The organism is Microbacterium sp. ISL-103 (genome assembly GCF_018613995.1).
In the GTDB taxonomy this organism is placed as follows: Bacteria; Actinomycetota; Actinomycetes; order Actinomycetales; family Microbacteriaceae; genus Microbacterium.
Genome location: NZ_JAGGPD010000313.1, coordinates 1 through 8,777 on the forward strand (window position 1 = coordinate 1; position 8,777 = coordinate 8,777).

Below are 8,777 nucleotides of genomic sequence, written 5' to 3' on the forward strand. Positions count from 1 at the left end.
GGTCGACCCAGCTCGGAGGGGCGATCTGGGTGAGCCAGGCGGCCGTGTTGGCGACGGTCGCGATGGTGACCCAGCCGAAGTGCAGGCCGTTGACGCCGTCGACGACGACGCGCTCGGGCCAGGTGCGGGCGCGGCTGCGGCCGAGGATCACGATCACCCGGGCGAGCGTCGCGAGCAGCACGGCGATCATCAGCACCGTGAGCGGCAGTGACAGGAACTGCGCCGTGACGAGCCAAAGCCCGTTGAGGATCATGGATGCGGCGATCCATCCACCGACCGCACGCTGACGTTCGTCGGCCCGCTGCGCCGGCAGCGCCTGCCACACCGTGTAGGCGATGAGACCGACGTAGATCAGCGACCAGATCGAGAAGGCGGGCCCCGCCGGGGCCAGGTACGACCCCTGCGCCGACAACGCTCCGTCTTGGAGCTCGCTGACCGAGGTGCCGCCGAAGGCACCGGACCCGACCGCCGCGGCTATCAGCATGAAGGTGGCCGAGGCGATGATGACCGACTGTCGGGCGATGTCCTGCGTCCGGGATTCCATGCTCGCAACATACGCGCGCGAGCGACGGAGTGCACCAGCCTTGACACCGGCCACACGAAACGCTAGCCAAGCTAGCTAAATCGCCGGGACTCAGGCGGCGACAGCCGCGTCGATCAGCACCTCGGCGGCGTTTCGCGCCTGCACGGCGACCTGCGGGTCGGCGGCGATCGCCGCAGTGCTCTGCGCACCCTCGGCGAGGATCGACAGCTGCGCGGCGAGGGATGCCGGCGCCCCGGCATCCACCACGAGCCCCGACATGTAGGCCTGGAAGGAGGCCTTGTGGTCGCGGACGATGGTGGCGACCTCGGGGTTCGTGCCGCCGAGTTCGCCGAACGCGTTGATGAAGGCGCAGCCACGGAAGTCGTCGGCGCAGAACCAGTCCTCCAGATACCCGTAGACGGCGAGCAGCCGGTCACGGGGGTCGGCCCCGGCATCCGCCACCGCCCCCGTCAGCCCCGATTCCCACTCCGCATGCTTGCGCGCGAGCACCGCCGTGACGATGTCGGTCTTCGAGGGAAAGAGCGCATAGAGCCGACGCAGCGACACGCCGGCCGCCGCCCTCAGCTCATCCATGCCGACAGCCGCGTACCCCTTGCGGTAATACAGCTCGTCGGCTGCCGCAAGGATCTGTTCACGCACTGTTCCGTCCGTCATGTTCTCAGTGTACTTGACATGAGAACGATCGTTCTCTACTGTGGAGGACATGAGGCGAGAACGATCGTTCTCACCGAACCGAAAGGATCAGGATCATGGGTTACATCACCGTCGGAAACGAGAACAGCGCCCCGATCGAGCTCTACTACGAAGACCAGGGATCGGGTCAGCCCGTCGTCCTGATCCACGGTTACCCGCTCGACGGCCACAGCTGGGAGCGTCAGACCCGCGAGCTGCTCGCCCAGGGCTACCGCGTCATCACCTACGACCGCCGCGGCTTCGGCCAGTCGTCGAAGGTCAACGCCGGCTACGACTACGACACCTTCGCCGCCGACCTCAACACGGTGCTCGAGACCCTCGACCTGCGCGACGTCGTGCTCGTCGGCTTCTCGATGGGCACCGGTGAGCTCGCCCGCTACGTCGCCAAGTACGGCCACGAGCGCGTCGCCAAGCTCGCCTTCCTCGCATCCCTCGAGCCCTTCCTCGTGCAGCGCGACGACAACCCCGAGGGCGTGCCGCAGGAGGTCTTCGACGGCATCGAGGCCGCCGCCAAGGGCGACCGCTTCGCGTGGTTCACCGACTTCTACAAGAACTTCTACAACCTCGACGAGAACCTCGGATCGCGCATCAGCGAGCAGGCCGTCACCGGCAGCTGGAACGTCGCGATCACCAGCGCCCCCGTCGCCGCCTACGCCGTGGTCTCGTCGTGGATCGAGGACTTCCGCACAGACGTCGACGCCGTCCGCGACGCCGGCAAGCCCACGCTGATCCTGCACGGCACGAAGGACAACATCCTGCCGATCGATGCGACCGCCCGCCGGTTCCACCAGGCAGTGCCCGCCGCGACCTACGTCGAGGTCGAGGGCGCCCCGCACGGTCTGCTCTGGACCCACGCCGACGAGGTCAACGCCGCGCTGAAGGACTTCCTCAGCAAGTAGTCCGCGACCGGCCCGAGAGCCCGGCATCCGCCTCAGGATGCCGGGCTCTCGCTGTGCCTGCTCCCGTCTCAGTTCGCGCCGTCCAGTGATTTTCCCGTCGCAGTTCGTGCCGTCAGGCGATGCTCGGAGCGGCACGAACTGCGACCGGAACGCCGAGCGCGGGCGAATGCGGAGACGGATGCCGTCAGCGCTTGACCGTCACCGTCAGCGTCTTGCTCTCGGAAGTCCCGGCGCCGTTCACGAACTCCACGCGGTAGGTGTGCTTTCCCACCGACCGGTCGGCGACCGCCACCGTGACCCGCTGCGCCGCCGGGCTCTTCGCGACGAGCTCGCCCTCCTTCAGCAGCACGCCGTCTTCGAACAGCCGGTACGACGTGGCGTTCGTGCCCCACCACATGTCGGCGGTGAGTGTGTACGAGCCGTCGCCGTCCCCATTGTCAGCCGACAGAACCGGGGTGCCGGGTCCGGCATCCTTCACCTTCACCGTCACGGGCTGCACCGCGGTCACGCCGCGCGAGTTCACGAGCTCGCCGGTGTAGACGTACGACCCGTTCGCCTTGCCGGTCACGGCGACGCGGGCGACCTGCGCGGCTGTCCCGCCGAAGGTCAGCGGCACGGTCTTGATCAGCACCCCGTTCTCGAACAGCCGCAGCTTCGTGGCGTTCGACCCCCACCACAGGTTCATGGTCACCGTGAAGTCCCCGTCGAGCAGACCGGTATCGTGACCGTTGTCATGCGCCAGCACGCCGCGAGCGGGGGCTGCGGTCGCCGCATCCTTTCGCACGAGGGCATCGGTCGCCGCAGCCAGCGCGTCGACCGCTCCCCCGACAGCAGAAGCACTCGGGCTCGCGGCGGCCAGCACGATGTCGGCCCGCGAGATCGCATCGGGCAGCGCGGCCGTCGACGACTCGACGAAGGTCGCCAGGTCGAGGGCTGCCGCGGCATCCCGTCGTTCGCGCAGCGCCGTGGTGTCGGCTCCGGGCACGGGCTCGCGCACGAGCTCGAGGTCGTCGATCGTGCCCCACGCCCCCGCCGGCAGCCCGGCGGAGATCCGCACGGTCGCCACCCCGTCCGCACCGACCTGCAGCGCCTGGGTCGTCGGCGTCGACCACACCCGCCACCCGTCGAGGGCGAATGCCGCGGCCGCACCCGTCTCAGCAGCCGATGACAGCGACAGAGCGACCCGCCCGTCGGCGCCCTCGCCGTCACCCTGCAGCGACGCCCGTGCGACATACGAGCCGGCGGGCAGCCCAGTCACCGTCTGCGACAGCTCGAACGAATACGCGGATGCCGAATAGAAGTGCGCCGAGTGGGTGCCGCTGTGCGGGTCATCCCAGGCGCGCAGGGTGAGTCCCGATCCCGTCGCCCGCCACATGCTCGTGTCCGCAGCCTCGAAGCCGGGGTTGCGCAAGAAGTTCCGGGCCGAGACGGTGACGGTCGCGGTGGCCGCGAGGCCCGCATCCGTCACTCCCGTGATGGCGTACTCACCCACGCCTTCGATGAATTCCGCAGCGGAAGACCAGGTGACCGACTGCTGCTCCGACGACCCGTCGTTGTAGAGCACGGTGACTTCGCCCGGCAGCTCGACGGGATCGCCCTCGCTCAGCGACAGCGCGACCGGCTGCACCGACTCGACGGCCCGCGGAGCCTGAGCGCCGGTGCGCACGTACGAGAAGATGTTCAGCGCATCGGATGCGGTGCCGTCGAATCCGAAGAGCGCCTGGTTGTCCCACGCGGATCCGCCGAACCAGTGCCCCGCGTCTTCGGGCTCGTACTCGCCCGCGAAGCTCGACGCCCACCCGGATCCGTCGCGCTCCCACAGCGTCTTGTTCTGCTCGAGCTGCGCCGGAGGCCCGACCGGCAGCCAGGCCGGCTCCCAGTAGTAGACCCCGATTCCTGCCTCGCCCACGTCCGCGACGGCCTGCACGACCGCGCGCACCGCATCGGCCTGCCCCTGCACGCTCACCGGGTACTGCGTCGCCTCGGACGGCAGGTCGACGACGTTGCCGTGGCCGTCTCCGTCGTCGAGGGTGAACGCCCACGAGGTCTCGGCGACCAAGACCTTCTTGCCGTAGGCCTCGGCGACGTGCGAGAGCACGGCCGTGAGGTTCTCGGGGGTCCCGTGCCAGAACGGGTAGTACGACGACGCGAACACGTCGTAGTCGACGTCTCGGCGATCGAGCTGCGCGGCGACGTCGGCGTAGAACCCGGCGCGCTCGGGGTTGGTGAAGTGCAGGGCGACGAGCGTGTCGGGCGCCTCGGCGCGCACGGCGGCGGAACCGGCCGAGAACACCTTCGCCATGTCATCCCAGCCGCGCACTCCGGCGACTCCGCCGTTGGTCTCGTTGCCGACCTGCACCATGCGCAGGTCGACCCCCGCGTCGACGAGGCGTCGCACCGCATCGCGGGTGAAGACGCCCACCTCGGCGGCGACCTGATCGGCCGTCATCCCCTCCCATGCCTTCGGCACCTGCTGCTTCGCCGGGTCTGCCCAGAAGTCCGAGTAGTGGAAGTCGACGAGCACGCCGAGTCCGGCATCCGTCGCACGCTGCGAGATCTCGATCGCCCGCTCGACGTCGACGTCACCGCCGCCGTAGCCGTTGCCGTTCGCGTCGAACGGGTCGTTCCACACGCGCACCCGCACGTCGGTGACTCCGGCGTCGGCGAGGATCTCGAACAGATCGCCCGGGGTGCCGTCGGCATCGCGGAAGACCACACCGGATTCCTCGAGCGACAGCACCGACGACACGTCGACGCCGCCGATGAAGTCGTCGGGCAGGTTCTCGACCCGGGGGACGGTGATGGTGGCATCCACGGGATCGTCCGCCGCAGCAGAGACCGCCGCAGAGAAGACGGGCGCGGATGACGCGGCGGACGCCGGCAGCGCGACGCCGATCAGGGCGACGGCGGTGACCGTTGCCAGGGCGGTGGAGAGAAGGGAACGCGTGCGACGGTGCATGACGGCCTTTCGAGCAGTGCGGAAGAGGGGATCAGCCCTTGACGGATCCCTGGGTGAGCCCGCCGACGATGTACTTCTGCAGCGAGAAGAACAGCGCGAGCACGGGCACGGCGGCGACCACGACACCGGCGGCGAAGAGCCCCCAGCGCGAGGTCAGCTGGTTCGAGACCCACTGGTACATGCCGACGGCGAGGGTCCAGTTGTCCTCGGACGTGAGGATGATCTTCGACAGGATGAAGTCGCCGAAGGCCGCGAGGAACGCGAGCAGCGCGACGACCGCGAGGATCGGCACGACGAGCGGCATGATGAGCCGCCAGAAGATCTGCGCGTGGGTGGCACCGTCGATCTTCGCCGACTCGTCGATCTCGACGGGGATCGTGTTGAAGAAGCCGTACATCAGGAAGGTGTTCGCGCCGAGCGCGCCACCGAGGTACACGCAGATCAGGGCGATCTTCGAGTTGATGCCGAGCGCCGGCACGACATCGCCGATCGTCTGCAGCATCAGGAAGATCGCGATGAACGCGAGCGCCTGCGGGAACATCTGCAGCACGAGCAGCGTCGTGAGGCTCGCGCGTCGCCCGCTGAAGCGGAAGCGCGAGAACGCGTATGCACCGCAGGCCCCCATGAGAACCGAGCCGACCGCGGTCACGCCGCCGATCAGCAGCGTGTTGCCGAACCACACCCAGTAGCGCGATTCGCCGAGGGCGATGTAGTTCGCGGGATCGAACGCGCTGAACAGAGCACTGGATGCCGCGAGGCTGCCGTTCGGGTTGAGCGACGCCGACAGCACGTAGACGAGGGGGAAGGCGGCGAAGAACAGCACGACGGCGGCCAGGATGTACTTCCAGCCGACCTCGCTCCACCACCGACGCCGACGCGCACCCGCGCGCGCGGCCTCCGCGTCTCTCGATGAACCGGTCACGATGACTCTGGTCTCACTCATCACTGGTACTCCTCGAGCTTGCGGGTCTGTCGGAAGCTCAACGCTGAGATGAGACCGACCACGATGAAGGCGATGATCGACAGCGCACTCGCGAGGCCGTAGTCGGCCGCACCGCCCGAGACGCCGGAGACGTCGTAGATGGCCGAGACGAGGATGTCGGTCGAACCCAGTGCGTACGGAGCCCCGGCGATCGCGGGCCCGCCGTTGTTGAACGTGTAGATCACGGTGAAGTTGTTGAACGCCACCGCGAACGAGGCGATCAACAGCGGTGCGGTCGACACGAGCAGCAGCGGCAGCACGATCGCGCGGAACCGCTGCAGCTTGTTCGCCCCGTCGATCTCGGCGGCCTCGAGCGTCTCGCCCGGCAGCGACTGCAGCGCCCCGGTGCACACGAGGAACCAGTACGGATAGCTGAGCCACACGTTGACGAAGACCACCGCCGCACGGGTGAGCCACGGGTCGCCGAGCCAGTTGATGTTCGACCCGAAGAAGAACAGGTCGTTGATCACGCCGAACTCGGCGTTGAACATGCCGCGGAACAGCAGCGCGGCCATGAATGCGGGGAACGCGTAGGGGAGGATGAACAGCGCCCGCAGGAACCGACGCCCCTTGACCCGGGGGTCGTTGTAGACGATCGCGAGGCCCAGGCCCACGGCGAAGCTGAGGACGACCGACAGGATCGCGAAGGCGAAGGTCCACACCGTCACGCTCAGCAGGGTTCCGGCGAGGTTCGCGTCGGTGAAGAGCTTGAGGAAGTTGGCGAAGCCGACGTTCACCGCCCAGCCGGTCGGCAGCGCCGTGCCGTCGTCGGCGACGAACGCGCCGAGGTCGGTCGCGGTGTAGACCGTGCCGGACTGCGTGTCGGTGATGGTCTGCGCCTCGGCATCCCACACGAGCGTCGGCTCGTAGACCGAGCCGGTCGAGCCCTCGCGGGTGCGGATCGAGCCGTCGTTCGGGTCGTCCGAGACGGGCACGCGGAGGTCTTGGATCGTCGCGCCCAGAGTCGCATCCGTCAGCACCGATGCTCGCGGGATGACCGTCCATCCGGGCACCTCGCTGGGGGCACCGGTCGTGCCGACCTCAGCGCCCGAGACGTCGGAGAGCGGCTCTGTGGCCGACCCGACCTGCACGTCGCCGTCGTCGTCGACGATCGCGAACCCGAGTTCCCCGCCGCGCTCGACGATCGACAGCGGGTATTCGGACGAGCCCTCGACGCGGCGCTCGCCCTGGATGAGGGCTGCCTCGACAGCCTGCTCCTGCGTGCCGACATGGCCGGTGCCGTAGTTCGTGAAAGCGATGTAGGCCGTGTAGCCGAAGATGAAGATCTGGAAGACGAGCAGGAAGATCAGCCCGGGGAGCAGGTACTTCAGCGGCAGCGCGCGTCGGGTGAAGTACACCCAGTCGGCGATGACGACGAGAAGTACGACGACCACGAGGACCGTCCACGATTCGGCGCTCCAGGCCGAGATCACCGTCATGATGCCGAAGGCGTTGACCAGCGCCATGAGCGCGAGCTTGATGAGGAATCCCCATCCGAGTCCGCGGAAACCGCGGGCGTGGGATTCACGCGAAGGCTTCACCACGGGGGTGGGCGCCTGTGTGGGCGGTGCCTGGATCGTCATGTGTGCGTCCTGTCTGCGGATCGAAGGACAGGGAGGGGTTCGGGCCCCTCCCCGTCCGGCAGGGTCAGCCGGCGAGAGTCGTCTCGAGGTCGGCGACCATGGTGTTCCACGTCGACACGGGGTCGGCGCCGTTGATGATCTGCGCCTGCGCGGCGTTCCAGAGGTCCCACACCGAACCCATCTCGGGGATCGACGGCATCGGCACGCCGCTCTGGGCCGAGGCCACGAAACCGGCCGTGATCGGGTCGGATGAGACCTCTTCAGCGAGCGTGGTCCACGCGGGGATGCGGGGGTCGGCCTCGTACAGCGCGCGCTGCGCGTCTTCGGTGCCGAGGTAGTTCACGAGGAACTCCTGGGCGAGAAGGGCGTTCTTGCTCTTGCTCGAGAGGTAGAAGCCCTGCACGCCGACGAACGGTGCGGCGGTCTCGCCACCGGCCGAGGGGATGGGGTTCACGGCCACGTCGATGCCCTCGAACGCGCTGATCGCCCAGGGTCCCTGGATCGTGTACGGAGCCTTGCCCGAGGCGAACAGCTCGTTGTTGATGTCGTAGTCGACGGTGGTCGAGATGTAGCCGGTGCCGTTCGAGCCGTTGGCGCCGAGCCAGCTGGCGAACGCCTCGCCGGGGGCGCCGCCCATGCCGACCTCGCTCGTGTACGAACCGGTGTCGTCCTGCACGAAGACGGGTGCGCCGAACGACGTCTGCAGACCGTACATCGTGTAGCCGTCGCCGGTCTCGCCGCCGGTGTTGATGACGAACGGACGCTCGGTGCCCGCCGCCACGCCCTTCTCGATCATGTCGTCCCAGGTCGCCGGCGCTTCGTCGCCGACGAGGTCGACGTTCTGCACCAGGGCGATGGTCTCGAGCGAGTAGGGCAGCGCGTAGAGCTGGCCGTCATAGGTCATGGCGTCGAGGGCGACCTGCTCGAACTCCGACGACTTTTCGCCGAGGTCGATCGTGTCGACGACACCGGCCGCGACCAGCGCGCCCAGCCAGTCGTGCGCGCCGACGGTGATGTCGGGGCCCTCGCCGGTCGGAACCTGAGCGATGAAGTCGTTGCGGAGGTCTTCGAAGTTCTTCTGGACGAGGGTGACCTTGGCTCCGGTCTCCTCCTCGAA

Annotated in this window: 7 protein-coding genes; 1 reads left to right on the plus strand and 6 read right to left on the minus strand. The window is 68.2% G+C overall.

The features are described from left to right. Positions 1–544 (minus strand): tryptophan-rich sensory protein (locus J7E68_RS11965; protein ID WP_215172859.1); only part of this gene is annotated, 544 nt, incomplete at its 3' end. 90 nt (positions 545–634) lie between these two features. Beyond that, positions 635–1,198, minus strand: a complete 564-nt coding sequence (locus tag J7E68_RS11970) for a TetR/AcrR family transcriptional regulator (protein ID WP_215172860.1) — start codon at positions 1,196–1,198, stop codon at positions 635–637. A gap of 95 nt (positions 1,199–1,293) precedes the next feature. On the opposite strand from J7E68_RS11970, the gene J7E68_RS11975 reads away from it, so the two are divergent. Beyond that, complete coding sequence (locus tag J7E68_RS11975) at positions 1,294–2,136, plus strand: alpha/beta fold hydrolase (protein WP_215172861.1); 843 nt, start codon at positions 1,294–1,296, stop codon at positions 2,134–2,136. Between the two features lie 184 nt (positions 2,137–2,320). Here the strand turns inward: J7E68_RS11975 and J7E68_RS11980 are convergent, their stop codons facing one another. From J7E68_RS11980 to J7E68_RS11995, 4 genes are all read right to left on the minus strand, one after another. Continuing rightward, positions 2,321–5,095, minus strand: coding sequence for a glycosyl hydrolase 53 family protein (locus J7E68_RS11980; protein ID WP_215172863.1), 2,775 nt, complete (start codon positions 5,093–5,095; stop codon positions 2,321–2,323). Positions 5,096–5,126: 31 nt separating this feature from the next. Then, positions 5,127–6,038, minus strand: coding sequence for a sugar ABC transporter permease (locus tag J7E68_RS11985; protein ID WP_215172864.1), 912 nt, complete (start codon positions 6,036–6,038; stop codon positions 5,127–5,129). Continuing rightward, positions 6,038–7,660 carry an ABC transporter permease subunit gene (locus tag J7E68_RS11990; protein ID WP_215172866.1) on the minus strand — a complete coding sequence of 541 codons (1,623 nt, stop codon included), beginning with the start codon at positions 7,658–7,660 and terminating at the stop codon, positions 6,038–6,040. Before J7E68_RS11990 ends, J7E68_RS11985 begins: the two co-directional genes overlap by 1 nt. A 64-nt stretch (positions 7,661–7,724) precedes the next feature. Next, positions 7,725–8,777 (minus strand): extracellular solute-binding protein (locus J7E68_RS11995; RefSeq protein ID WP_215172868.1); only part of this gene is annotated, 1,053 nt, incomplete at its 5' end.